General features: G+C 35.0%; 20 protein-coding genes and 1 pseudogene. 12 read left to right on the top strand and 9 right to left on the bottom strand.

Annotated features, from left to right (window positions below):
• Positions 1–5 precede the first annotated feature (5 nt).
• Positions 6–1,826: a DUF1800 domain-containing protein gene (locus AC061C_RS03595; RefSeq protein ID WP_478290071.1), complete on the bottom strand. Its 1,821-nt coding sequence runs from the start codon at positions 1,824–1,826 to the stop codon at positions 6–8.
• Between the two features lie 354 nt (positions 1,827–2,180).
• Here AC061C_RS03595 and serS point away from each other — a divergent pair, with 354 nt between their 5' ends.
• The 7 genes from serS to proC all read left to right on the top strand — a co-directional run bounded on the left by serS (position 2,181) and on the right by proC (position 9,468).
• Positions 2,181–3,452, top strand: a complete 1,272-nt coding sequence (gene serS / locus AC061C_RS03590; RefSeq protein ID WP_478290070.1) for a serine--tRNA ligase — start codon at positions 2,181–2,183, stop codon at positions 3,450–3,452.
• 121 nt (positions 3,453–3,573) lie between these two features.
• Positions 3,574–5,349 carry a tetratricopeptide repeat protein gene (locus AC061C_RS03585; RefSeq protein ID WP_478290069.1) on the top strand — a complete coding sequence of 592 codons (1,776 nt, stop codon included), beginning with the start codon at positions 3,574–3,576 and terminating at the stop codon, positions 5,347–5,349.
• Positions 5,350–5,416: 67 nt separating this feature from the next.
• On the top strand, positions 5,417–5,731 hold the full coding sequence (locus tag AC061C_RS03580) for a DUF4286 family protein (protein WP_309755670.1): 315 nt from the start codon (positions 5,417–5,419) through the stop codon (positions 5,729–5,731).
• Positions 5,732–5,917: 186 nt separating this feature from the next.
• Entirely contained in the window at positions 5,918–6,397 is a 480-nt protein-coding gene (locus AC061C_RS03575; RefSeq protein ID WP_417944273.1) for a nucleotidyl transferase AbiEii/AbiGii toxin family protein, read from the top strand.
• A 41-nt stretch (positions 6,398–6,438) separates the two neighbouring features.
• Positions 6,439–7,218, top strand: coding sequence for a 16S rRNA (adenine(1518)-N(6)/adenine(1519)-N(6))-dimethyltransferase RsmA (rsmA, locus tag AC061C_RS03570; protein WP_417968464.1), 780 nt, complete (start codon positions 6,439–6,441; stop codon positions 7,216–7,218).
• Positions 7,208–8,560, top strand: coding sequence for a magnesium transporter (mgtE, locus tag AC061C_RS03565; RefSeq protein ID WP_478290068.1), 1,353 nt, complete (start codon positions 7,208–7,210; stop codon positions 8,558–8,560). Before rsmA ends, mgtE begins: the two co-directional genes overlap by 11 nt.
• 131 nt (positions 8,561–8,691) lie before the next feature.
• Positions 8,692–9,468 (top strand): pyrroline-5-carboxylate reductase, encoded by a 777-nt coding sequence (gene proC, locus AC061C_RS03560; protein WP_478290067.1) that lies wholly within the window; start codon positions 8,692–8,694, stop codon positions 9,466–9,468.
• 260 nt (positions 9,469–9,728) lie between these two features.
• Here the strand turns inward: proC and AC061C_RS03555 are convergent, their stop codons facing one another.
• Positions 9,729–10,178: a PA2169 family four-helix-bundle protein gene (locus AC061C_RS03555; RefSeq protein WP_478290066.1), complete on the bottom strand. Its 450-nt coding sequence runs from the start codon at positions 10,176–10,178 to the stop codon at positions 9,729–9,731.
• A 493-nt stretch (positions 10,179–10,671) separates the two neighbouring features.
• A complete protein-coding gene (gene nhaA, locus AC061C_RS03550) occupies positions 10,672–11,832 on the bottom strand; it encodes a Na+/H+ antiporter NhaA (protein WP_478290065.1) in 1,161 nt (386 codons plus the stop codon).
• 145 nt (positions 11,833–11,977) lie between these two features.
• On the opposite strand from nhaA, the pseudogene AC061C_RS03545 reads away from it, so the two are divergent.
• A pseudogene (locus AC061C_RS03545) lies at positions 11,978–12,916 on the top strand (2-hydroxyacid dehydrogenase); the annotation flags it as partial.
• A 456-nt stretch (positions 12,917–13,372) separates the two neighbouring features.
• Positions 13,373–13,654 carry a TM2 domain-containing protein gene (locus tag AC061C_RS03540; RefSeq protein WP_440276870.1) on the top strand — a complete coding sequence of 94 codons (282 nt, stop codon included), beginning with the start codon at positions 13,373–13,375 and terminating at the stop codon, positions 13,652–13,654.
• Positions 13,655–13,708: 54 nt separating this feature from the next.
• Here AC061C_RS03540 and AC061C_RS03535 read toward each other — a convergent pair whose 3' ends face one another.
• A complete protein-coding gene (locus AC061C_RS03535) occupies positions 13,709–15,511 on the bottom strand; it encodes a GNAT family N-acyltransferase (RefSeq protein WP_478290064.1) in 1,803 nt (600 codons plus the stop codon).
• 115 nt (positions 15,512–15,626) lie between these two features.
• Between AC061C_RS03535 and AC061C_RS03530 the strand changes: the two genes are divergently transcribed.
• From AC061C_RS03530 to AC061C_RS03520, 3 genes are all read left to right on the top strand, one after another.
• Positions 15,627–16,388, top strand: a complete 762-nt coding sequence (locus tag AC061C_RS03530) for an exodeoxyribonuclease III (RefSeq protein ID WP_478290063.1) — start codon at positions 15,627–15,629, stop codon at positions 16,386–16,388.
• 49 nt (positions 16,389–16,437) lie between these two features.
• Positions 16,438–17,379, top strand: coding sequence for an OmpA/MotB family protein (locus AC061C_RS03525; RefSeq protein ID WP_478290062.1), 942 nt, complete (start codon positions 16,438–16,440; stop codon positions 17,377–17,379).
• 278 nt (positions 17,380–17,657) lie between these two features.
• Positions 17,658–18,695, top strand: coding sequence for an aldo/keto reductase (locus AC061C_RS03520; protein WP_478290061.1), 1,038 nt, complete (start codon positions 17,658–17,660; stop codon positions 18,693–18,695).
• Between the two features lie 50 nt (positions 18,696–18,745).
• Here AC061C_RS03520 and AC061C_RS03515 read toward each other — a convergent pair whose 3' ends face one another.
• The 5 genes from AC061C_RS03515 to AC061C_RS03495 all read right to left on the bottom strand — a co-directional run bounded on the left by AC061C_RS03515 (position 18,746) and on the right by AC061C_RS03495 (position 25,573).
• On the bottom strand, positions 18,746–20,713 hold the full coding sequence (locus AC061C_RS03515) for a transglycosylase domain-containing protein (protein WP_478290060.1): 1,968 nt from the start codon (positions 20,711–20,713) through the stop codon (positions 18,746–18,748).
• Between the two features lie 164 nt (positions 20,714–20,877).
• The gene (locus AC061C_RS03510; protein WP_478290059.1) at positions 20,878–21,390 is read right to left on the bottom strand and encodes a hypothetical protein; all 513 of its coding nucleotides are present in this window, start codon (positions 21,388–21,390) and stop codon (positions 20,878–20,880) included.
• Positions 21,391–21,514: 124 nt separating this feature from the next.
• A complete protein-coding gene (locus tag AC061C_RS03505) occupies positions 21,515–22,726 on the bottom strand; it encodes a GAF domain-containing sensor histidine kinase (RefSeq protein WP_478290058.1) in 1,212 nt (403 codons plus the stop codon).
• A 340-nt stretch (positions 22,727–23,066) separates the two neighbouring features.
• On the bottom strand, positions 23,067–24,428 hold the full coding sequence (gene radA / locus AC061C_RS03500) for a DNA repair protein RadA (protein WP_478290057.1): 1,362 nt from the start codon (positions 24,426–24,428) through the stop codon (positions 23,067–23,069).
• A complete protein-coding gene (locus AC061C_RS03495) occupies positions 24,428–25,573 on the bottom strand; it encodes an alpha/beta hydrolase (protein WP_478290056.1) in 1,146 nt (381 codons plus the stop codon). Before AC061C_RS03495 ends, radA begins: the two co-directional genes overlap by 1 nt.
• Between the last annotated feature and the right edge of the window lie 265 nt (positions 25,574–25,838).

Below are 25,838 nucleotides of genomic sequence, written 5' to 3'. Positions count from 1 at the left end.
AAAGGTTACATTAATTGGTATTCAGCAAGTTGAGTAAGTGTAACTAGCAAAGATTTCAATCTTGTTTTTACACTATTTTTGTTGGTAGTGTTTGAAGTATCACTGAGATAAAGTGACCAAGCTGAAGTCCAGTAATTATTCGTTGTTTGATTAGAAAGCAATGATTGTATTTTTATTTGTTCCTTTTGAGTACTACTAATATCAATTGGTAATAAAAATTTTATGCATTCCGAGACAAGTAAATCTGGGTCAGAGCAAATAGCGGGATCAAATTGTTGAATAAAACCTATTAGATCTACTTCTATGCGAGTTGTGAGCGAGTTGTACGTAAGATTGTAACCGTTAAAAAGTCTATTTAAGAAATCGAATCTTTTTTGAGTGGTACTGGAATTGATCCAATATTCATGAAACGATGGATTTTGATAAAAAGCAACCCAACCGGAAACATTTGGAATTTTCCCCATAGTTTGTTCTAAGCCGGTTAAAACATTGTTGTTAAAGTAATTCCAAACTTTATATTGTGCTTCAAAATTAGTAGCATCGGTCACCGTATAGTTCAAGTTAAAAGTACGCAAACTACCAATGACCAGATCAAAAGGGGATTTGATATAAACGCCTCTATTGGCCATATCATAAAAATGTTGGCTTTTGAAAAGTTGGTTTAATACCGGTTCGATTTCCCAATTGTTAGCCACAAATGTTCGTGCTAAGGGTATAATGATGTTGGACTCAATTGTGGAATCAATATCATAATAGATAAAATAGCGGTATAATCGGCGGCAAATATATTCTGAAACTACTTGTGATTTTGTGAAAATCATATCAATCAAAGCATCTAACTCAGAAGCACCAGCACTGTTAATGACGGTATTGTTAAAAAACGAGGAAAACTGCTTATTGCTCGTATCATGAAAATTGATATCAAAATTAGTGTTGGGTGTTGCAGTATTTAAGTTTACCACTCTCCATCCTGTTAAAACTTTTGCTGCTTGTATCACATCCACTTCAGTATACTGGCTTAATGGGTCTTTTCCTAAAGTAAAAAGCTCCATGAGCTCTCGTGCAAAATTCTCGTCTGGAGATGTTTTTGTATTGGCTTGATTGTTTAAATAGTACATCATGGCGGGCTGTGTAGCCATTTTTCTAATAAGTGTTTTGTAATTTCCAAGCGGATTATCTCGAAACATTTTCATGTAGGAGTACAATATGCGACATGAATTACTGCTCGCATATGAAAATGGTGCACTACGCACGGTTTCAAAATCTACTGGAATAAAATGATACCAAAACCAAGTCATTTTTTCCTTAATAGTCACATTTTGATCACAAGCTAAACCAAAATTCCACTGTGATAATGAATCTATTCTTCTCGAGTTAGTGGTATTGGTTCCTGCAGGTAATGGATCATTTGTCCAGTCAGCACCGTAGGGCAAGTTGCTCTCATCTGGCGAATAATTATTGTATGAATTTACGGGAGGCGAAGGCGCAGTAGTACTGATGTTCAACACAGCATTGACCGCATTTGTCATATTTAAAGCTAGTAATGCATCTACATCATTTTTTTTAAAACCATAACCAGTACGTTTTAGTAAATGCAGTACTTCAACCTTGCCCCAACTACCGCTGTAAGGGGTTAATCCACTGTTAACAGGAACTACTCTATCAGTAAAACCAGATTTTGTAGCGCTTTTAACGCTTTGATATCTTCTGCCTGTAAATATTTTTCGGGAATATTTTTCAAATAACGGATCTTTAGGGTCCTGATTTATTTTTAATTTACTAAATATTAAATTAAATAAATTTCTACGGTTGATAGTATTACTCATAACGATTTCAAATTTTATTTGTACAATCGACTCCCTACTACTTTATTGTTTTCTATTAAGTAAAAATAGGTATTCAAAAATATGTTTTTTTACAATACGTTCAACGTATTATAAATGATGTACTTAAATAATTTATTGTTCAAACTACCGTAAAAATTCATAAACAGGTAATTAAAAAATCACCCAATAAACATTCTCGTTTATTTATTTTATTCAAATCTATAGATGTATAAAAAAAGCGTTGCAATTCCCCTTTTTAATTCGCTTTTTGACAAAACTTTTAACTCATACTATCAAACATTTCCCTAAATTTGCTTCCATAATTATAAAAGTTAGCGTTAAAAAAATCAAGCTATGTTACAAATTGCATTTATTAGAGAGAATCAGGAAAAAGTAATCACCGCTTTAGCAAAGAGAAACATCGATGCTACAAGTGTTGTCCAAGAGGTGATTCAACTAGATGAAAAACGTCGTGCTACGCAGGTAGAGTTAGACAATATCCTTGCTGAATCTAATAAATTGTCCAAAGACATTGGCGAATTGATGAAAGGTGGAGAAAAAGCAAAGGCCGCAATTCTAAAAGAAAAAACCGTTTTAAACAAAGAAAAAAGCAAAGCTCTAGCAGAAACGGCTGATGAACTTGCCGCTGAATTGTTAGAGAAGTTATATACGTTGCCTAATCTTCCTGCTGATATTGTTCCTGTTGGGAAAACGCCAGAGGAAAACCTGAATGTTTTTGAAGAAGGAGAAATTCCAGTTTTGCATGAAGGCGCGCAACCACATTGGGAATTAGTAAAAAGATACGACATCATCGATTTCGAATTGGGTGTGAAAATTACTGGTGCAGGATTTCCAGTATATAAAGGAAAAGGAGCACGGTTACAACGCGCCTTGATCAATTATTTCTTGGATAAAAATACGGCTGCAGGTTATAATGAAGTTCAAGTTCCGCACATGGTAAATGAAGCTTCGGCTTATGGAACGGGACAATTGCCAGATAAAGAAGGGCAAATGTATCATGATAAAACGGATGATTTGTACTTAATTCCAACAGCTGAGGTTCCGGTGACAAATTTGTTTCGTGATGTAATTTTAAGCGAAAGTCAACTACCAGTTTTGACGACTGCTTATACGCCATGTTTCCGTCGTGAAGCGGGTTCTTATGGTGCGCATGTACGCGGATTAAACCGTTTGCATCAATTTGATAAAGTAGAAATTGTTCGTGTTGAACATCCTGATAAGTCATACGAAGCTTTGGACGGAATGGTGGAGCACGTTAAAAGTATTATGCGTGAATTAAAATTACCTTATAGAATATTGCGACTTTGTGGTGGCGATATGAGTTTTGCTTCAGCACTGACTTATGATTTTGAAGTGTTTTCTACCGCACAAGATCGTTGGTTAGAAATTAGTTCGGTTTCTAATTTTGAAACTTTTCAATCGAATCGTTTGAAATTGCGTTTCAAAGATAAAGACGGAAAAAATCAATTGGCACACACACTTAACGGAAGTGCATTGGCTTTGCCAAGGGTTTTGGCAGGAATTTTAGAAAACTACCAAACTCCGGAAGGGATTGTAATTCCAGAGGTATTGCGCCCGTATTGTGGGTTTGATATTATAAACTAAAAAATTTAACATATAAGTCATATCAGTTTTTGCAAAGTTTAAAATGGAAAGCGATGCAAGTCTTATATGACTTAAATGTTTAAAAAAAATAGATGTTTGACAAGGCAAACTGCAATTAATAATGAAAAAACTCTTTCTACATATCACACTGTTTTTTTCATTGGTTTGTTTTTCGCAAAACGAACAATTAGCGCAGTATTATTACGATAAAGGTGATTTTGAAAAAGCAAAAATCAGCTATGAAGAACTGCTGAAAGAAATCCCTCAGAACTCACAGTATTTTCTAAGAATAATTGATTGTTCCCAGCAATTAAAGCAGTACGAAAGTGTCGAAAAGGCACTTCAACAGCGATTTGCTCAATACCAACAAGGGAATATATTAGTGGAATTGGGGTATAACAATCTATTGCAAAAAAAGGATGCTAAAGCCAACACTTATTTCGATCAAGCTTTAGAACGCATCAAGAAAAATCCAAAAGAAGTGTACGGAATCGCAAATGCTTTTGAACGAAAAGTACTTTTGGAATACGCCTTAAAATCCTATCAACTTGCCTCAGGATCTGACGAGGATTTTAATTTTAATTACCAAATTGGTTTACTATACGGTCAGATGGCTAATATGGAAATGATGATTGCCACCTTTTTGGAAGATGCCTATACCAATCCTCAAAACTCCATCAGAATCCAAAACCAACTCGTTCGGTTTATGGTTGATGAAGGAGATGCAAATTTCAATGAACTCTTGCGAAAGGCATTAATTTTAAAAACACAAAAAAATCAAGATGTATTTTGGAATCGGTATTTAAGTTGGTTTTATGTACAACAGAAAGAATTTGATAAAGCTTTTATTCAAGAAAAAGCCATTTACAAACGCAATCCAGAATCGTTGACCAATATCGTAAATTTGGGACAACTGGCTATCGAAGACGGGAATGAGGAATCTGCCAAGGAAATTTTGGGCTTTGTCCTGCAAAACACGCAAGATTTAGAACTGCTCATTCAGGCCAATTCGTATTTGGTTACTATGAAAATTGAAAAAGCAACAGAAAAAGACTTTGCAGCCATCAGCACAGAATTAGACGGGATGTTGAAACAATTTGAAACAACACCTTTTACCTTATCTTTGCAGCTAATTCAGGCACATTTCATGACTTTTAGCTTAAAAAAACCAGAAGAAGGAAAAGCTATAATCAAAAGAGCGTTAGAATTGCAATTGAACGAATATCAAGCGGCCACTGCCAAAATGGAACTAGCAGATATTTTGCTTTATGAAGAAAAATTCAACCAAGCACTGATTTATTATTCACAGATTGAATTGGATTTAAAGAACGATGTGGTGGCTCATGAAGCTAGCTTGAAAGCAGCAAAAACAAGTTATTTCAAAACAGATTTTGCATGGGCGCTCAAACAATTTAAGGAATTAAAATCGGCAAATACGCAGTTGATTGCCAATGATGCCCTAGCGTATTTTTTATTGATCAATGATAATACAGCTGCAGATTCTACACAAACAGCTTTGAAAGAGTTTGCGAAAGGGGATTATCTACTCTATCAAAATAGAAATGAGGAGGCAATACGGTTATACCAAACGATTCTTAAAAATTATACCGGTCAGGAAATAGAAGCAGTGACCTTATTGCGATTGGGTAAAATTTATGAAAAGAAAGGTGATTTTGCTTTAGCTTTAAGCAACTATCAGACAATTATTGAAAAACACAGCGATGGCATTTACATAGATGAAGCCTTGTATTTTTCGGCCGAAATTTTCAACAAGCAACAGCTGCCTGAAAAAGCAAAGCCCTTGTACGAAAAAATAATATTTAGTCATGAAGACAGTATATATTTTGTAGAAGCTAGGAAAAAGTTCAGGCAATTGCGTGGCGACACCAACTTGTAAAAAAGTTGAACTGTTTAATTTTTGAATCGATTAACCAGTTAAATAACTAACCAGTTAAACAAAAAAAATGATATTATACAACGTTACAACAAACATACATGAAAGTGTGCACGATCAATGGATGATCTGGATGCAACACAAACACATTCCTGAAATTTTGGCAACAGGAAAATTCACTGCCGCTAGAATGGTTCGTGTTTTAATTGAGGAAGAGATGGGAGGCGTGACGTATTCTGTTCAATACACAACAGATAGCAAAGAAACTTTGGAGCGATACTATCAAGAGGATGCGCCGAGTTTTCGCGAAGAAGGATTAAAATTATTTGGTGATAAAATGTTGGCATTTAGAACAGAATTAGAACTAATTGCAGATTATAAATAGCCATGGAACTGCATTTTCAAACTAAAGAAGAAAGCAACAGAAAGCAATTGGAAGATTTTTTGAAATTGTCCAAAACAGAACGTTTTTATCATTTTTTACGTTTGATGGAAAAAGTTAATCAATTTCCAGTGAAGCGTAAAAACGACATTAATTCGAATTTTATTATTCAAATAAAAGCAAGCTGATATGTTGCAAAAATGGGAAGAAAATATTAATCAATTCATTTTTACTGCCAATAAACATAAGGTAAGAATGTTGATGGTTGGCGGAGGAGCGGTAAATTTTCATGGGTACCAGCGTCATTCCGCGGATGTGGATTTTTGGATAGAGACCACGGATGAAAACTTTAAAAAATTAGTAGCCGTTTTTAATGAAATGGGATATGAAATTGATGATTTCCCCGAAAATGTAAAAAAACAAGAACAAAATATTTCCGTTAAATTCTCTCCTGTAGACTTGGATTTAGAATTAATTACAAAATTTTCTGTAAATAAAACTTTTGCAGAAGCATTTGAAAGTAGTGAAGAAGTGCAAGTCAATGACAATCTTTTTTTAAAATGGAATGTACTTTCATTAGAGGATTTAATAATAAGCAAAATTAAAGCAAACAGACCTAAGGATTTATTGGATATTCAGCAATTGCGAGAAATAAACAAAAACCAATAAAATTAGGACATTAAAAAACACTGATAGTATTCAGCATAAGCATGGAAAAAGTAACAGCCAAAAAACACCTTGGGCAGCACTTTCTTAAAGATGAAAGCATTGCAAAAGATATTGCCGACACCTTGAATTTAGAAGGATATGATGACGTGTTAGAGATAGGTCCAGGAATGGGTGTTTTGACAAAATATTTGTTGGACAAACCAATCAATACGTATGTAATTGAAATCGACACCGAATCAGTAACGTACTTGGATCAAAATTATCCCAAATTAAAAGATAAAATCATATCTAAGGATTTCTTGAAATACAACATCAACGAAATTTTTGAAGGAAAACAATTCGCGATTATCGGGAATTTTCCATACAATATTTCGACACAAATTGTATTTAGAACATTAGAATACCGCGATCAAATCCCAGAATTTGCAGGAATGTTCCAGAAAGAAGTAGCACAGCGTATTTGTGAAAAGAAGGGAACAAAAGCCTACGGAATTTTATCAGTATTAGTGCAGGCTTTTTATGATGCGGAGTATTTGTTTACCGTAGACGAACATGTTTTTATTCCGCCACCAAAGGTAAAATCGGGTGTTTTACGCTTGCGCAGAAAAAAGGATTACAGTTTGCCATGCGGCGAAAAATTATTCTTTACGGTAGTAAAAACCGCTTTTCAGCAACGACGCAAAACCTTACGAAATAGTTTAAAGACTTTAAATTTGTCTGATGCTTTGCGAGAGGATGAAATTTTCAACCTTCGACCGGAACAATTAAACGTAGAACAATTTATTGCACTTACTCAAAAAATAGAAGCCGATGGAGTTTAAAATCAGCAAAGTACTAATTCAGGAATTAGAGCAACTCATTCAAAACAAGAACGACCAGCAACTGGAAGTGTTATTGAATGACATGCACCATGCTGATATTGCCGAAATTCTGGATGAGCTGGACTTTAATGAAGCAACCTATATCTTTAAAGTTTTAGACAGTGAAAAAACAGCCGAAATTCTTCTAGAATTAGAAGATGATTTGCGTGAAAATATATTAAGCAGGCTTTCGCCAAAAGAGATCGCGGAAGAATTAGACGAGTTGGAAACCAATGATGCGGCTGATATTATTGCAGAGCTTTCGCAAGATTTGAAAGCCGAAGTAATATCTGAGCTTCAGGATGTGGAACATGCTAAAGATATTGTCGATTTATTGCGTTATGACGAGGATACCGCTGGTGGAATCATGCACAAAGAATTGGTTAAAGTCAATGAAAATTGGAATGTGCTCACTTGTGTAAAAGAAATGCGAATACAAGCCGAAAATATTTCTAGAGTTCATTCGATTTATGTCGTTGATGATGAAGATAGACTCAAAGGACGCTTGTCGCTCAAAGATTTATTGACAACTTCTTCCAGAACGCCAATTAATGATGTGTATATTAGGAAATTGAACTCGGTTAAAGTAGATACCGAAGATGTTGAGGTGGCTCGTATCATGCAAAAATACGATTTAGAAGCCATTCCGGTGGTGGATGAATTAGGACGATTAGTAGGGCGAATCACCATTGATGATATTGTGGATGTAATCAAGGACGAAGCCGATGAGGATTACCAGTTGGCAGCAGGTATCTCGCAAGATGTTGAAGCTGATGACAGCATATTTGAACATACAAAAGCGCGCTTGCCGTGGTTAGTTTTAGCGTTATTAGGCGGTTTTATTTCGGTAAAAGTGCTGGGTTTGTTTGAAGGCGCTATGCTACAACACGGAAATTTATTTTTCTTTACACCATTGATTGCGGCAATGGCAGGAAATGTTGGAGTGCAATCTTCGGCAATTATTGTACAAGGTCTGGCAAACAACACCTTAAGTGGATCGTTGTTTAGTAGATTAGTTAAGGAAGTGTCATTGAGTTTGTTAAACGGAGTAATCCTGGCTACGATATTATTTTTAGGAAGTCATTTCCTGTTGAATGTTGAAATTATTATTGGTGTAATTGTTACCACGGCTTTAATATCTGTGATTATTATTGCCTCTTTAATTGGGACATTTATTCCGTTATTACTGGATAAGTTTGGCATTGATCCAGCTTTAGCTACTGGACCTTTTATTACCACTAGCAACGATATTTGCGGAATTCTGATTTATTTTTCGATAGCTAAATTGATTTTAGGATTTTAAATAAATGCTACAAAGGAGAAAGAATAGCAATTTCAAAGAATTTGAATTAGCTTTTCTTTAAATTTAGGACTTACATAAATAGAATTAGATTAAAAAATAGTGTCTTATATTCTTTGTAAAAAAAATAAAAAATGAAAGTACACATCATTGGCGGTGGTAATTTAGGCGTTTCTATAGCACTTGGACTATCTAAATTTGCATCTGAAAACCAAATCACAATTACGCGCAGAAACACCTCTAGTATTCTATATCTAGAAAAATTAGGAGCAACAGTTTCCAGTAATAATACGCACCAAATTCAAGAGGCTGACGTTTTGATTTTGACTATAAAACCCTATCAAGTAGATGCGGTTTTAGCCGAAATTCTTCCTGTAATTTCGGATAAAATCATCGCTTCGGCAGTGAGTGGCTTATCCATTGAAAATTTGCAAGCCAAGATTGGTGCTACAAATAGTGCCGTGCGAATTATGCCTAATATTGCAGCACAATTTGGCGCATCAGCTACTTGTATAGCATTCCACGAAAAAGACAAAGATAAGGCGCAAGGTGTAGTTGCTCTTTTTCAGAGTTTAGGAACCGCTCCCATTATTGACGAAAAATTAATGGATGCAGCTACTGTTTTAGCCGCTAGTGGAACTGCTTTTGCGTTGCGTTACATCAGAGCCTCAATGCAAGCCGGTATTGAGATAGGATTCGATTGGCAAACTGCTTTGGCAATTTCAGCACAAACCGTAAAAGGAGCTGCTGAAATGCTTCTCGAAGAAAAAGTACACCCGGAACAATTAATTGATCGTGTCACCACACCACAAGGATGCACGATTGCAGGATTGAACGAAATGGAAATGCACGGTTTTAGTTCGTCCCTAATACGCGGCATCAAAACTTCGTTGAAACAAATTAAGGGATAGACTACCTTAATGCGAACCTTGCTCTGTAAATGAATAGTCAAATTAGGTCTTAAGATGTTCTTTTACTGCATGAAAATGTATTAAAAGGTCCAAAATAATTTCCAATACTATTCCAAATAAATATTGCTTAGGCATTTTTCAAGAACCTAATTTCAGAATCTTGACAAATGCCTAAGCAATAATTTTTTAATAGAGATAAATACAACAAACGGGTTAGTAAATATGATTTTTGGCTAAATCCCGTTTCAACAAGCAAAAACTTAAGCCATATGATTGCTTAAATCTTTTATTTTTTGCTGGTTTGCTTTTATAGCACTATGTTGTTCTTTAATCATCATTAATTGTTCTGATGATAAATCTTCGGTATGAGCTAAAGCGTCAGCATAGGTGTCAAGTGCAGCTTCTTCTCCATATTCACAGGAATTGATTATCGCTTTTCTGTCGCTACCAGTCATGGCAGATTTAATATCCATCCATACCCTAAACAATTTACCTGATGTAGTTGTTCCTTCAGTTGCTGTTCCGCCTAGTCTTTTTACTTCAGCAACAAGATCTGATTTGCATTTTAAACTTGTTTCAGCAAAATGAGAAAACAATGTTTTCAAATCTGTTTCATCAGCCTCTTTTGAAGCAGTTTCGTACCCTTTTATTCGGTCGTTATTGATTTGGATTAACGAATTTAATATCTCAATTGATTTTTCTGTGTTCATCTTTTTTGTATTTATTAAGTGAATTAATTTTCACTTAAACAAATGTCAGCATATTTTACTATATAACTTTTACACAATTTATTTTTAAATTTGCAACATTGACATATTGTTAAGTAATTGATAGACAGATTTTAAAATGTAAAGTAGTGTAAAAGTTTTAATGCTGAATTCAATGTATTTGTTAGATGCATAATGCGATACATTAGTAATTATTATAGTCATTAATATTGCTTATTGCTATTTATAACATTTGGATTTTTGCAATGCTGAAGCATTCGTTTTGATGGAGGTAACAAACGAGAATGCAAAGTAGAGAAAAGACAAAAAGATACTTTACAAATAAAAAATAGCGTTTGCTTACAACGGTATAAACAAAAAAATAATTGTACAATAAAGTACAAGTGTAATTCGAATGTTTAAAAGCAGTAGAGTTTATAATAAGCTCAGGCGTTATGCAGTGCAAATTACTGATGAAGTGAATGTAATTAAGAATCTAGTTCTTTTTCTTTGCTTTGCCGGATTTCAAACTAAATTTTAACCATAAGAAACCAATAGTTCCTGCAATAAAAGAAGCAATCAAAATCGCAATTTTTGAATAGGTAATTACTTCTTCTCCATCATTTTTAAACGCTAGTAACGTTATGAAAATAGACATGGTAAACCCGATACCGCCCAGCATTCCAGCACCTAGAATATTACTCCATTTTAGATCCTTAGGTAACGTACAAATTCCTAAAGTTACTGCAACAAAGGAAAACAACCAGATACCGAGTGGTTTCCCAATCACCAGACCAACCATAATACCAAGCGTGTTGGAGTGATTTAATCCCTCATACCAATTCGAATTTATGGGAATACAAGTGTTTGCTATTGCAAATAGGGGAAGAATAAAAAAGGCGACAGGCTTGTGTAAAAAATGCTGCAGTCGATACGAGGATGTTTTCTTGCCTCCATTGCCAAACGGAATCACAAATGCTAGCAATACGCCTGTAATTGTAGCATGAACCCCAGAATTTAGCATGAAATACCACATGGCAACCCCTCCAATTAAATACAGAAAAAGGCTGTGTACATTTCGTCTGTTGAGAATGAATAAGCCTCCCATAATGGCAAAGGCAATAAACAAATTTATAAAAGCAATAGTTTCTGTATAAAAAATTGCAATAACTAAAATAGCACCCAAGTCATCAATTACGGCAAGCGCGGTCAAAAATATTTTGAGCGAAGTAGGAACTCGATTTCCCAAAAGAGATAAAATTCCAATTGCAAAAGCGATATCTGTAGCCATAGGAATACCAGCGCCATTTTGTGTAATGGTGCCAATATTTAACAGTAAAAAAATTCCTGCGGGAACAACCATGCCGCCTAAAGCGCCAAAAATAGGCAGTGCTGCATTTTTAAGGCTCGATAATTCTCCCTGATACATTTCGCGTTCTAACTCTAAACCAATCAACAGAAAAAAGATTGCCATCAATCCATCGTTAATCCAATGGGTTACGGAATGGCTTCCAAGTTGCGTTTCCCAAAATGCAATGTATTGGTTTTGAAAAGGGGAGTTAGCTAATACAAGTGATAGTATTGTCACAAAAAGTAGTAAAAGACCACCGGATTTTTCACTTTCAAAAAAAGCGTTGAATGTTTTAGTTAATTTCATTTTTAAGATTTCATTTGCTACATAAATACAATGTATAGCAAAAAATTCAGAACGCTAATTTACAATTTTCAAAGCTTATTCTCTTTGGTAAAACAATAAACCGTAATTTTTTTGTTTATTTGAAGTATCAAAAAAACACTACTTTATGGATATCAAAGTCCTACATATCGATAGCAACCATTCCGTACTGTGGGATCAATTGCAACAATCTGGATTTGTGAATCACAGCGATTTTACATCATCAAAAGAGGAAATTGAAGCTAAAATAGACGGATACCAAGGAATTGTAATTCGGAGTCGTTTTAAAATTGACAAAACATTCTTAGATAAAGCTACAAATCTACAATTTATCGCACGTGTGGGTGCTGGTCTAGAAAGCATCGATTGTGACTATGCCGAGTCTAAGAACATTACACTTATCGCCGCTCCAGAAGGCAATAGGAATGCGGTAGCAGAGCATGCGTTGGGCATGATTTTGTCGTTGTTCAATAAATTAAATGAATCTGATCGTGAAATTCGATCCGGACATTGGAACCGAGAAAGCAATCGGGGTCATGAACTAGATGGTAAAGTCATTGGGATTATTGGTTATGGCAACATGGGCAAAGCGTTTGCTAAAAAACTTCGGGGTTTTGATGTGAAAGTGTTGTGCTATGACATTCAAGAAAATGTAGGCGATAGTAATGCAAAGCAGGTTTCATTTGAAGTATTTCAGCAGGAGGTAGAGGTGTTAAGTTTGCACATTCCGTGGACTCCAGAAACAGATAAGATGGTCGATACTGATTTTATAGATGGTTTTGCTAAACCTTTTTGGATAATAAATACTTCACGAGGCAAGAACATTGTAACAGCAGATTTAGTTATTGCTCTAAAATCAGGTAAAGTTCTCGGAGCAGGTTTGGATGTTTTAGAATACGAGAAATTGTCTTTTGAAACTCTTTTTCAGGATAAAAATACACCAGAGGCTTTTCAATATTTATTAAAAGCCAAAAATGTTATTCTGACACCACACATTGCAGGTTGGACCTTTGAAAGCCACGAGCGACTTGCCCAAGTAATTGTAGATAAAATTAAAGCAAAATATTTTGGTGAAGTCAAAGTTGAAGCGATAGAGAAACGGGTTACGGGTATTGGGGGTTTCTTTTTTAAATCAAAAAATCCCAAAGAATTGGTGGCTTGGTACGGAAAACATTTAGGTTTAAAAACAGATCAATATGGTTCTACTTTTTGGTGGAAAGACAAGGAAGGAAATGAATGTAGCACCCAATGGTCGCCTTTTGTAGCAGATACAAATTATTTTGAACCAAGTGAAAAACAGTTTATGCAAAACTTCAGAGTGGATGATCTCGAGCAGCTTTTAAAAAAATTATCTGATGAAGGTGTAACAATTATAGGTGATATGCAGTCTTATGAGTATGGTAAATTTGGTTGGATACTAGATGTCGAAGGAAATAAAATCGAACTTTGGGAGCCAATTGATGCTAAATTTCAATAAACAACTTAAAAAACAAATCAAAAACAAATCAAAAACAATTAACCCATGGAAAATTTAAAGCATGAAGAATGGAATAATCAACGCCCGATTCAACAAGATAATAAAAAAATAGCTGCAGGGCTTCTTGCTATTCTTTTGGGTCCCTTAGGAATTCATAAATTTCTTTTAGGTTATACATCAGAAGGGATAATATGGTTATTAATCAGTGTTTTTACATGTGGAATACTAACAAGTTTATTAGGACTTATAGAAGGCATAATATATCTAACAAAATCAGATGAAGAGTTTTATCAAACGTATCAAGTAGGTAAAAAAGCTTGGTTCTAAAACAAAAAATCCCGATTTTAAAATCGGGATTTTTTTATGAAAAGCTATTTGTATTTAATCTTCTTTGTCGGCTAATTTTCGTTCTAGTTCTGCTTGAAACTCCTCCATTACGGGTTTCATTGTACTTTCGGGAATATCAGCAATTCGTATGTACATCAAGCCGTCAACGGCATTGTTAAACAACGGATCTACATTAAAAGCCACCACTTTTGCGTTTTGCTTGATGTATTTTTTTATTAATACTGGTAAACGCAAGCTTCCTGGCTCCAGTTCGTCTATTATTTTATCAAACTTATTTAAATCAGCCTCCGTTTCATTAAAAATGAAGTCTTTATCGGCATCTTTTAGTTTTACTTTGTACGCTTTTTTGGGGTGTATGTATTGTGCAATATAGGGATCGTAATAATTAGATTTCATGAACTCAATCATCAATGATTTCGAGAAATCAGAAAATTGATTGCTAATACTCACGCCTCCCAATAAAAATTTGTGTTCTGGATAACGCAAGGTGGTATGCATGATTCCCTTCCATAACAAGAAAAGTGGCATGGGTTTTTGTTGGTATTCTTTGATGATAAAAGCGCGACCCATCTCGATCGATTTGTGCATCATATCATATAATTCTGGTTCAAAACGGAACAAGTCGTTGAGGTAAAAACCATTTATTCCGTACTTCGGGTATATTTCAGAACCCAATCCCATGCGGTAGGCACCTGCAATTTTGTTTGCTTCGTTATCCCACAAAAATAAATGGTGGTAGTATTGATCGTGTTTGTCCAAGTCAATAGGTTCATTGGTTCCTTCGCCTACTTCTCGAAAAGTAATTTCACGAAGACGCCCAATTTCATGTAAAATATTTGGAATTTTAGCAGCTTCACTAAAGAAAACTTCATAGTTCTTGCTTTGCAAAAGTCGGCAATCCATGCTGCGTAGCACATCGACTTCCTTGATCATTTTATCCTGACTCGCTGGAGTAACAATTGTTTTGGGACTTTTAGGAATTTTTAAAGTGGGTGTTGGCAAAAATGGACTCTCTTTTTCGAAAGGATTCGCTAACATATAAGTCTTCTTTCTCAAAAATTCTGAGTATTCTTCTAGTGTAGTGTGTTCATTTTGCTCGTTAACAGAAATGGGTTTGCCAATACGCACTTTGATCACGCGTCTTTTCTGGCTAAACACTTCCGAAGGGAGTTTTGCCGTCCTGAAAGTGCCACTTATTTTAGAAAGTAAATAAAATAACCGACTGTTTTTTGCATGAAAATATATAGGAACAACAGGGACTTGAGCTTTTCGAATGACTTTAATGGCACCTTCTTCCCAGGGTTTGTCGACCATTAATTTTCCATCCTTATAAGTAGAAACTTCACCAGCGGGAAACATCCCTAATGGTTTTCCATCGCTTAGATGGCGAAGCGTTTCTTTAATTCCCACCACGCTAGACTTCGCATCCTTATGATTTTCAAAAGGATTTACCGGCATGATGTATTTTTTTACGGGTTCTATACGATGCAGAAGAAAATTAGCTATAATTTTGAAATTGGGCTCTCTTTCCAACATTAATTTCAATAATAAAACACCGTCAATGCCACCCAGCGGATGGTTTGAAATCGTAATGTAAGCACCTTCTTTTGGTAGTCGTTTTAAATCTTCCTCTGGGATTTCGAATTTTATTTTTAAATCATCTAATATACCATTCAGGAAATCAACATCCTTTAAATGTTTATTCCTATCGTATACTTTATTTAAGGTAGAGATTTTTAGCACCTTCATCAGCATCCAGCCGGAGAAAGTACCTAGAACTCCGTATTTGTCTGCATTTATTGCTTTTGCAACTTCTTTGGCGGTGACTAAACCCATGAATTTTTTCTTTTTTTAGAGCAAGAAACAAAGATAGCAAAAAACTCCATTTTCTCTATTTTTCTGAATCAAACTTCTTCTTTTTTGTTACATTTGAATTTCAAAAAAATAGATAATGAGAATTATTTCATACAATGTAAACGGAATCAGAGCGGCAATTTCAAAAGGCTTTATTGAATGGTTGCAACAAGCAAATCCAGATGTTATTTGCCTTCAGGAAATTAAAGCAACCGAAGATCAAATTCCTGTTGAAGCTATTACAAATGCGGGCTATCCGTATCAATATTATTATTCTGCAACCAAAAAGGGATACAGCGGTGTAGCAATTTTGTCTAAAATAAAACCGAATCATGTTGCTTACGGAACCGGAATTGACCACATGGATTTTGAAGGTCGAAATCTACGCGCTGATTTTGATGATTTTTCGGTGATGAGTTTGTATTTGCCTTCCGGGACAAATATTGATCGATTGGATCATAAATTTAAGTTTATGGATGACTTTCAAAACTACATTAACGAACTAAAAAAGCAAACACCAAACCTAGTTATCTGTGGGGATTACAACATTTGCCATGAGGCGATTGACATTCATGATCCTGTGCGCAATAAAAATGTATCTGGGTTTTTACCTCAAGAAAGATCATGGCTTGACGGATTTATGAAGTCTGGTTTTGTAGATAGTTTTCGTCATTTTAACAGTGATCCACACCAATATTCGTGGTGGAGTTACCGTGCTGGAGCTAGAGGAAATAACAAAGGATGGCGTATTGATTACAATTTAGTCAGTGATTCGCTTCAACATAAACTCAAAAGGGCCGTGATTCTGTCAGATGCAGTGCATTCGGATCATTGTCCAATTTTAGTCGAATTAGAATAAATTTTTGATTCCAAAAACAACAAAAGAAAACCATAAACACCTACTTAATATGATTAAAAAAGTTTCCATCGGATTATTGGTAATGGCGCTATCTACTTCATGTGTATCCAAGAAAATATACAATGATTTAGAAAGCAAATACACTGATTTAAAAAAAGAAAATAGAAGTCTAGCGGATGATAATTCAGCGTTAGTAAAAGCTAAAAACCAATTAGAATTAGATCGAGATGGTTTAAAAATGGATGTAAGCAATGCTGTAGCAGCATTAGCAAAAGCAAAAGCGGAGTATGCAGCAGCTCAGGCTCAATTAAAAGCCTTGCAAAGTTCCTATAACGCATTAGAAAAAAACAGTGACGATGCGCTACAAAGCAACATGAAAAAAAATCGTGAATTACTGGATCAGCTAGATGAAAAAGGAAAAGCATTAGCGCTAGAACAAGAACGATTAAGTAAAAGTGCACAGCGTTTACAAGAGTTAGAAGACTTGATTGCAGCAAAAGAAGCGAGCATGAAAAAACTGAAAGAAACCTTATCGAAAGCGTTGAACAGTTTTGAAGGGAAAGGGTTGACCGTTCAGCAAAAAAACGGAAAAGTATATGTGTCTATGGAGAACAAACTGCTGTTTAATTCGGGGAGTTGGGCTGTAGGTTCCGAAGGGAAAAAAGCGGTAGTAGAATTGGGTAAAGTGCTGGGCGACAATCCTGATATTGCCGTACTAATAGAAGGTCATACTGATGATGATGCCTTTACAGCCTCAGGACCTATTGCTGACAATTGGGATTTATCAACGAAAAGGGCGACCTCTATTGTAGCTATTTTAAGTGAGAACAAAAAAATCAATAAAGAAAACTTAACAGCAGCAGGTAAAGGAGAGTTTTCTCCATTAGCAAGCAATGCAACCGCCGACGGGAAGTCAAAAAACCGTAGAATCGAAATCATTCTAACTCCAAGATTAGATGAAATTGCCCAAATGCTGAATGACATCGATTAATTGTAAACAGAACTGTTATACGTTTAACCAGTAAGGAATTAAGAAAATTAAGCCTGAATTCTTAATGAAACTTAATTTCTTAAAGGTTTAAAAAGGAATCTTTTCTTAACCGCAAATTCGCTAATAGTATCTTTCGTTTGAGGGGTTTTTAATTTGCGAATTCGCGGTTATGTTTTTTTGCATCCTGTAAACTTTTCTAAATTTTCTGTTAACACTAAATAGTAACCATTAACTAATTTTATCTTTGTTTTTGAAAATATAATACAATTTCCTTGAATATGAAATACACTACTTTACCCAATACCGATATAAAAGTCAGCAAAATTTGCCTTGGAACTATGACTTTTGGTCAACAAAATACAGAAGCTGAGGGTCACGCCCAAATGGACTATGCATTAGAAAACGGAATTAATTTTTTTGATACTGCTGAGATGTATTCTATTCCAGCTAATAAAGATACTTACGGAAGCACCGAGAGAATTATAGGAACTTGGCTTAAAAAATCAGGAAAAAGAGAAGAAATTGTACTAGCTTCTAAAATTGCGGGACCCAATCCTAATTTTGGGTATATGAGAGAAAAGTTAGATTTCTCGCCAGCTAGTATCAAGTTTGCTTTAGACGAAAGTCTAAAACGATTGCAAACTGATTATCTGGATGTATACCAATTACACTGGCCAGAACGCAAAACGAATTATTTTGGGCAACGCGGTTACACGGTACAAGAGGATGCGTGGGAAGATAATATTCACGCTGTTTTGGAAACTTTGGATGGTTTTGTAAAAGCTGGAAAAATCAAGCATATTGGGTTGTCAAATGAAAATCCATGGGGAATCATGCGTTTTTTGGAGGAAAGCGAATACAATAATCTACCTCGGGTAAAAACGATTCAAAACCCGTATTCCTTATTGAATCGTCTTTTTGAAAATGCTTCCGCCGAAGTTTGTTTGCGCGAAAATGTGGGCTTACTTGCGTATTCGCCTATGGCTTTTGGTATTTTATCTGGGAAATTCCTAACCGGTGAATCACATCCAAAAGCACGCCTTACTTTATTCCCGCAATACTCTCGATACAACAGCGAGCAAAGTACTCAAGCTACTCGTTTGTATCATGAAATTGCAATTAATAACGGATTGACCTTAACAGAACTGTCTTTGGCATTTATAGAACAACAGCCTTTTGTAACCAGCACGATCATTGGGGCGACAACAGTAGAACAGTTAAAAGAAAACATAGATACGATTCAAGTAACACTTTCGGAGGAGGTTTTAAAAGCGATTGATGCAGTACAAGCAGCAATTCCAGATCCAGCACCGTAAATTAATAAACCCTGTCAGAGTTCTAAAATCTGACAGGGTTGTTTTAAATATTAAAGATTAAATTCATCTTCAACGGCTAAGGAATCCACTTTTATTTGTGTTGAATCTTGTACTTTGAATTTGATAAAAGATCTTGCAGGTCCTGAAATCAGTATGGGTAAGGACTTATAAATAGTATCTTCAGGATTTAAAAGTCCTCTTCGAAACATAATATTGGTCAAAAACGATTCTTGTTTTACAGCAAAATCTTTCAACATCCCTTGATCGTTAAACTGATACATGAACTTTTTTGGACTTGGAATAATTCGGGCGAGATACAAGCATTCGTTCAGCGATAATTCTGATGGCGTTTTTTGAAAATAAAACTGACCTGCTTCGCCTATTCCATATACATTTGGACCCCATTCAATAATGTTGAAATACACCTCTAGCATTCGTTCTTTGCTCACAATCCTATTGTTTTCAAGGATGTAAACCAATAATATTTCCTCTAGTTTGCGCGATACGGTTTTCTCCCGACTCAGAAAAGCATTCTTCACTAGTTGCATGCTGATGGTACTTGCGCCACGTGCGAATTTTTTGGTTCTAATGTTTTTAACAATGGATTGCTTGAAAGCTTCGGTAATAAAACCACGATGTGAAAAGAAGGAAGGATCTTCCGTAGTTAAAACCGACTTACGTAAATAGGGTGACATTTGATCAAGTGGTGTATAGTTTGGATTGGCTGATCCAACTAAAACAGGGCGCTGGAATACATTTTTGATCAGTGCACGGTAAACAAATTCGCCATTAAGTTTGTTTAAGTTCGCCTCGCCATACTTTGTGATTCGTAGATTTTCTTTTTTTAGTTTACTGTCAAAAACCAGTTGATTCGGTTTGTTTTTATTAAAAGCAAAGTCTAATTTATAATCAAAACTTCCAGTGGCTTCCATACCTTGGAAATGAGTAAATAAACCATCAGGTAATGAGGTAATGAAATCTTGTGCTTTCATTTTTGGTAAATCCACTTTCAGTTTATAAACAGTGTCTTTTTCGGTTTCATAGGTCAAGTACGGATGAAATTTAATTTTGTTTAGTTGTAAGGTCGAACTACTATCAATGGAGATAAAATTTGACCCCAAAAGAAAACGATAATCAAATTTAGCGTGTTTTAAAACTACATCTTTACTAGCAATTTTAGGATGGTTGAGTTTTAAATTGGCAATAGCCATAAAGCCATCTAGATGCAGTTCGTCGCCATCCCTTTCAATATTTGCAATGCTCAATCGGATGGAGTCAAAGCTCGATTTGAGGTTGAACCGTTCGTCTAAATACGGTATTTTGATAGCACCAGTATCAATATTTACCAAACGAATATCTGCTTTTTTGTTCCTAGGATCTGCAAACCCTTTGATTTTCCATCGTTGTGATATGGTGTTGGTTTCTACTTTTATGGAGGTCTCCAATTGTTTATTGGTTAAACGTAATTTTTGAAAATTGATATTTGTTTTATTGCCGTTATCATCTATTTTAAAAGCAAGATTGTCTAGCACAATATCTGTTGGGACTAAATTCAATATTTTTGTAATAAGAGCATAAGCAAAATCTGCGTAATCCCTTTTTTTATTTGTTTTTTCGGCGGATGGATCTTTTTTCAGGAAGGCATCAAAATTTCTCGATTTTCCTTTTTTTACTAGCTGGATAAAGCCATTATGAACTTCTAGAGTTCCCAACTGCACATCTCCTGTAAGTAGCTGCCACAAGTTGACGCTAGTTTTTAGTTTTTTTATTTTAAATAGGGTATCGGCATTTTTTGGAACAAGTGTTATTTCGAATAAGTTCAAACCAAACGAAACATCAAAAGAAGCATTTTTCACCGTAAATGTATTGTTGTAGTCCACCGTCATTTCATTTGATATTTTATCTAGAGTTTGTTGTAAAACGGCATCTCTAAACACAAAAAAACCTCCAACAATAAGGCATATTACCACGAGGAATATCTTAAAAAAAAGACCAATTTTTTGTTTTGTGGTTTTCATGTAGGGTACATTTATTTGGGGTGGCTAAAATAGCAACTTTTTAAGTGTTTTGTGTATGGTTAAACCAAAGTTTAATAAACCATTAGCAAATAAATTATTTTGGTTTGTATTTTTTTTAAAAACTTCTGGAGTGTGCTCAATTGTACCACATTAAATGAATATTTCTAAGCTACATCTAGCAGTAATAGGTCTACTTTTTGTTTTTGATTTGCATATTTTATTTGCAATAGCGTGCTTTCGCCCATTCGGTTATAATACTCTAGTGCTTTATTGGCAAAAAAGCGTTTGTGAAATTGAGAGAGTTCAGGAACTTGGGGATATTTTTCATGAAAAAGCATTTCATAATAAGCCTGCCATTCCCGTTCGTTTTTATCATGAATGGTGTTTTCAGGCGTTTTTTGTGTCACATGAATCATCTCATGCAGGAGTAAGTTGAGCATTAAATGTAGCGGATATTCAAAAGTATTCTCAGGTATCCGAATAATTTGTGGTTCACCCAATGCACCTTCGGTAGTCATCAGGATAAATTCCGGTTTTGCTTTTTCTCTGAGTTCAAAACCTTTAAAGTTTGGGTGTGTAAGTCCGTATTCCTCTATCAAGAACTGCGCTGCAGCGATAGTTTCTCCAAGTTCATGAAAGGTATTGACGATTTGTAAATGTTCAGTATACGATTTCATTTTAGGTTATAACTATTTTATGTTATGTGCTGACTGTAATGGGAATGGGTTGTAGATCTTCGCTATGGCTGTGTTAATATGCCCGATCCGTGGGGTTTTGTGTTGTGGATATAAAATATTTTTCTTACAATTTGTTTTGTTTTATTGTAAAGTGGATTGTGGTACCTTTATTTAATTCTGATGTTGCCCAGATTTCTCCATTTAGTTTTTCAACTATCTTTTTGCAAGAGGCTAAACCTAAGCCGCTACCGTCAAATTCTTCTTGATTATGTAAACGTTTGAATGGTTCAAAAATAGTTTTGAGGTATTCTGGTTTTATGCCTATTCCGTTATCTTCTATTGAAAAAGTAAAGTTAGAGTTCGATTCTTTGAACTTTACATGTAATTGTGTGCGTGTGCCTTTTATTTGATATTTTAAGGCATTACTCAATATATTTTTGAATAATACGATCAGTGCCGTACGTGAACTTTTTATTACCGGCATTTTATCAATATTAATCTCTGGCTTGTGGCCATCGATATTTTCAGTTAGTTCTTCAAAAATAGATCTAATCAATAAGTTTACGTCGATAGACTCATACTCTTTGGCAATAAAACCTCCTTTTGCATAATCCAGTAAATCATGTATCAAAAGGTTCATTCTCTTAGTAGTGTTGTTAATTAATTCAAAGATTGTTTGGTCGCTATTGTCCCATAAATTCTCGTGTTTTACCTTGATAATTTTTAGCGCTGCTTGAACAGAACCCAACGGTTGCTTCAAATCATGTGATACCATTGCCGAAAAAGCTTCCATGTCTGAAGAGTATTCCTGTAATTTTTGCTGATAAGAGATTAACAATTTATTTTTCTTTCTAAGATCTAATAAAAACATTATCTGGTTTGATAAACTATGCAGTGCTTCAGATTGTGCTGCGGATAATTTACCGGGCTTATGATCTATGACGCACAATGAACCTAACGCGAAACCTTGTGATGTAACGAGTGGAATGCCATAATAAAAAACGATATTGGGGTGACCCGTCACCAATGGGTTCGCGGCAAATTGAGGATTTATACGAGCATCTGTAACTTCGAAATGCGACTGAGGATCTGCAATCGCATGTGCGCAAAAAGAATGCTCCAATGGTGCTGGTTCACCTTTTTCAAGTCCTAAATTTGACTTGAAATACTGACGTTCACTATCAATAAAATTGATTAGTGATATTGGCGTATTACAAATTGAAGAAGCAATTTTTGTGATATCATCAAACATTTTTTCCGGAAGAGTGTCCATTATATCGAACGCTATCAATGCATTTACACGTTCTATTTCATGATCATTTTCTAGAGTCTTCATATTTTGATATTTTATTTTATCTATTATTAATTTCAGTATGATTATTTTTCTTTAGTTTATTGTTCCTGTATTGAGGTACAATAATTATTCCTCACATTTTTCTGTAACAGTGTAATTTGCCTTTACTTTTTTTTCTAAATTAGTTATCACCAATACCAGCAATTAGTACGTAATAAAATTTTAAAAAAGTAAAATAAAAGATAACATTTGTTAAACCCTGTAGCGCATACTCGTAATCTCTGCACTAAACAAATCTAAAATTAAAGCTTATACTTCATTTACCAAGCATTCGTAATTTCTTGCAGCAATGAATCTATAAAAAGGAATAGTATTTTAAATATCACCCGAACAACTCACTAACTACATCTTCTATTTTAGCGACCATCCTAATTTGTATGCCAGTATTCTTCAGCGCAATTTTATTGTATTTAGAAACAAAAATAGTCGAAAAACCTAATTTTTCTGCTTCCTGAATGCGTTGATCCACTCGGTTTACGGGACGTATTTCACCTGAAAGTCCTACTTCGCCAGCAAAACAAAAATCTTTGTTCACTGCAATATCTTCATTCGAGGATAAAATGGCAGCAACTACAGCCAAATCTATCGCGGGATCATCTACTGAAATTCCTCCCGTGATATTTAGGAAAACATCTTTGGCGCCCAGCCTAAAACCAGCTCTTTTTTCTAATACGGCCAGAATCATATTGAGCCTTTTGGCATTATAGCCAGTCGTACTGCGTTGTGGAGTTCCGTAAACTGCAGTGCTTACGAGTGCTTGAATTTCGATCATTAATGGGCGCATGCCTTCAAGTGTAGATGCAATTGCGGTTCCAGATAATTCCTCGTTTTTATGCGAAATTAATATTTCGGATGGGTTAGAAACTTCGCGCAACCCATTGCCTAACATTTCATAAATCCCAATTTCGGCAGTAGAACCAAAACGGTTTTTTAGAGAGCGTAAAATACGGTATACATGATTTCTATCGCCTTCAAATTGTAAAACGGTGTCTACCATGTGTTCCAGAATTTTAGGACCAGCAATGTTTCCATCTTTTGTTATATGCCCAATTAGAATGACAGGAATATTAGTTTCTTTAGCAAATTTGATCAATTCGGCTGTTGTTTCCCGAATTTGTGATATGCTTCCCGGGGTAGATTCTATGTAATCCGTATGCAGCGTTTGAATTGAATCGATAATTACAATTTCAGGCTCAATGGCTTCAATTTGCTTGAAAATATTTTGTGTTTTTGTTTCGGTTAGGATGTAGCAATTGTCTCCGCTTGGTGTAATCCTTTCGGCACGCATTTTTATTTGTTTCTGACTTTCCTCGCCAGATACATACAAGGTTTTATAAGGTAATTTTAAAGAGATTTGTAGCAAAAGCGTACTTTTTCCTATTCCAGGTTCGCCACCCAATAAAATCAAAGAACCCGGAACGATACCGCCACCTAACACGCGATTGAGTTCTGCATCAGTTGTATCCATGCGAATTTCTTGAGCAGAATCGATTTCGTTTATTCGTAAAGGTTTTGGTGCTTTACTTGTTGCAGTTGATTCACTCTTCCAAGCTGTTTTCTCTTGTTTTTGAATGATTTCTTCAGCAATTGTATTCCATTCTTTGCAGGAGTTGCATTGTCCTTGCCATTTGGCATATTGGGCACCACAGTTTTGACAAAAAAAAGTTGTTTTTACTTTAGACATTATTTTTTAGGTGTTTTGGCAATCATATCTTCGTATTTGTTGGTCATCATCGTCTTAGATAAATCTCCAATTTCTTCCATCTGCGAGGCATTTTGATAGCGTTTGGCAGCTTTTTTAAAATCTTCTTGCTTTTCATACATTAGACCCAATTCATATTCGGCAAGCATTGACTTTGGATAATTTTTATTGGCAATTTCGGCCAATTGATCCAGTTCATTGTACGCTTTGTTTTTTAGTATGGCCGCTTCAATGGCCTTAAAATCGTTAACGCGAATCGGAATTTTTAAACCAAGACTATTATTTAATGTAGCGTATCGATCTACCAAATAATCTACGTATCCCGAAGGCAAAATAGCAATTTTATCACTAAACTCTGCAGATGATATGGGTTTGTACACATTAAAAATATGGTATAACGCATTGGGTATAGAATACAAAATTAAAGAATAATGTGAGGCCTCTTTGAAAGTATCAAATTTATAATGTAGTAAAGGGTTGTCGCTTTGTTTTATATTTTTGTCTAATTGCTTCACAGTTTCTTGAATTTCTTTAATGTCGCCATCTGCAATAGATTGATAATAAAAAAGGGGTTGTTTGGTTGCGGAAATTTTTTCTGCAATTCGGGTTTCCATATCGGGCGCTAGCTCTGGGCTTAAGGAGATATAGCCATTAAATAGGGGGTTGTCTTTATAAAGGAAAAAATTTAGAAATCCGGCTGTCGTATCGTGTCCCGCTATGATTTTGAAGGGAGCAATAGGGTATTTTTTTTCGAGATAAGGAAGTAATTCGGCACCAATAAACTCAAAGAATTTAGCTCCTTTTTCTGTAGGAACATTATCTGCTTCATCATAAGTACTGTCCTCTATGCGTTCGTTATTTTTATTTTGGCTGATGCCAACAATGATCATTTCAGGTAAATCATCCCAATAGGCGCCATAAGATAGTGCTCCATAAAACGGATTGAACAAGTAATCCCCATCCAGTAAAATAAGAAGTGGATATTTTTTTGTGGGATTTTTTTCGAAAGAAGCAGGTAAGGCAATTGTAATTTCACGACTTTCACCTAGTGCATTAGAATCAAATGGCTCGGTAGTTTTTTGTGAAAATGCTGCGATCGAGAAGAATAAGAGTAGTAATTGCTTCATAATAAGGCGTGTTTAGAGATTAAAATACATCTAAATTAAGAGAGCAATATAATACTTTATTTACTTTTAATTCTAAAACCAGATCAGTAACCTTGCTTCAAAATATATATATATGAAGTATAGTGTACTATAAATTGGGTCCAGAAAACGTGAGGTTAAAAATCTTAATTATTTAATTTGTTGTTGAAGGTATTGTTTCTGGGTAACTTTTATTGAAAAATAACACCCAGGAATCATAAACAAATTCAATCAGATATTCATATTT

Source organism: Flavobacterium sp. GNP010 (assembly GCF_056428945.1).
This window is presented reverse-complemented; position numbering and strand designations above follow the sequence as displayed.